The 1,860-nt window shown below is 55.4% G+C and carries 1 protein-coding gene; it reads left to right on the top strand.

What is annotated here, in order from left to right; all coding sequences use genetic code 11:
• Positions 1-657: 657 nt before the first annotated feature.
• Positions 658-1,860: TolC family protein (locus RT582_RS09050; RefSeq protein WP_313477189.1), on the top strand; the 1,203-nt coding region annotated here is incomplete at its 3' end.

The raw sequence follows: 1,860 nt of genomic DNA, 5'->3' as shown, positions 1-1,860 counted from the left end.
CTTCAACGCTGAGTTCGGTATAAGACATAGGGGCAGCACCGTACCGGAAAGGTCAGGTGTTGCACTCAGTTTTTGCCGCCGCCAACGCTTTCGTGTATTGTGTCCTAAACCCAGGACGAATCACTGTCGCAGTAGCGGCGCTGTGTTCCGCGTCTTGGCGGGGGTAGCTCTATGATTGGATTCGACATCTAAACCAGGAAGTCATCGTTTTGCCTTGGATGAGAAAAATAGTTCTGCTGTTGTTGCTAGCCCTGTTCCCATTGCAATCATCATGGGCAGTTGTTAGCACGAGCTGCAGACATGAGGATGGTTCGGCAGCAAATCATCTTGGACATCACGAACATTCGCACGAGTCTCTGGGTGCTGACGAGGAAGGATCGTCAAAAGCCGCAAAAAAAATCAGTCTGGATGGAGACTGTGTCTTTCATGGCGACCATATCAAGCCGCTTATAAGGAAAGGGATTTCTCCCGGTTCGGTATTATCAATAAGCTTGAAACCGTTTTCTTCTGCTAGCTACGCATCGGCTGAAGCGGGGCGTCCTGAGAAACCTAATTGGCGCATCGGTGCAAAGCCGGTGAGACGCCAGATTAACCAGTAGGACGCCATTTATCTGTATCTGACGTCTCACCGAACCTTCCCTTTTCTAGGAGATTTCGGTGCGAAAAGTTCTTTTACCGCTGGGGTTGTCGATGTTGTCGTGCAATCTCGCCTTTGCGCAACCCTTAGAGTTGCCGACCTTCACACAGACCTTACCTGTCAGTGTGTCAAATACCTTCCCCGTTGAGTCTGTCGACTCCATAAGCTTTGTACGCGCCTTGGAACTCGCTAGCTCTGCAAGCCCTGAACTGGCTGCTGCAAGACGTGAGCTGGCTGCTTCTCGCGCATTGATTAGCCAAGCCGGAGCGCGTCCGAATCCAATATTGTCCGCTAGCCAGGAGGGAATCCGAGGTGATGCCCCCGAGACGACGCTTGAGCTGAGCCAAGAAATAGAGCTGGGTGGTAAACGTTCGGCTCGTATTGAGGCAGCGCAACGCGCCATGGACGTAGCGGCCGCCGACCTACAGGACGCTCAAGCTCGACTGAGGGGGGCAGTGATGGGCGCATACTACGATGTGCTTACTGCTCAAGAACGGCTGGAGCTCGCTCAGGCTGCTTCAAAGCTTGCGAAGCAAGCAGTGAACGTGGCCAATCGGCGTGTGAGGGCCGGCATGGTTTCTCCCGTAGAGGAAACCCGGGCGCGGGTTGCGGCTACTGGAGTGCAAGTGGAGCTTGCCCAGGCCACAGCTGAACTCGAAGCTGCGCGCACTCGTCTGGCGGCCAACTGGGGAAACCCACAGCCACGCTTTGAGCGAGTACTAGAGCCGGCAGAGGCAGTACCTCCGCTTCCCGAACTAGCTGAGCTTTATAGCCGCTTGAGCGATTCCGCTCAACTAACCCGCGCGCGTCGGGAAGCAGAAAGACGTCGGGCTGCGTTGGAGCTGGAAAGGACGAATCGCTTTTCTAACGTGACGGTTAGCGTAGGTGCCCAACGCTCAGATGAATATAACGGCACGCTGGGACTGGTGAGTATCTCGATGCCCCTGCCGTTGTTTGATCGAAACCAAGGCAACATCGGAGCAGCGCAGGAACGGGCCTACCAGGCGCAGGACGAGCTCAACGCCGTCCATATACGCCTGAAAAGCGAACTTTCCCAAGCGCACATGCGGCTGCGCACTGCCCGCCAGCAGTTTGAACTGTTGCGCAACGACATGCTCCCCAGTGCCCAAAGCGCTTATGAAGCTGCCAACAAGGGGTTCGAACTTGGAAAGTTCACGTTCCTTGACGTACTCGGCGCGCTGCTGTTTGCCGTTGGCGCATGG

The organism is Stutzerimonas kunmingensis (assembly GCF_032106285.1).
Taxonomy (GTDB): Bacteria; Pseudomonadota; Gammaproteobacteria; order Pseudomonadales; family Pseudomonadaceae; genus Stutzerimonas; species Stutzerimonas kunmingensis_B.
The sequence above is the reverse complement of the archived record's forward strand: the minus strand, read 5'-3'. Positions and strand labels throughout refer to the sequence as shown.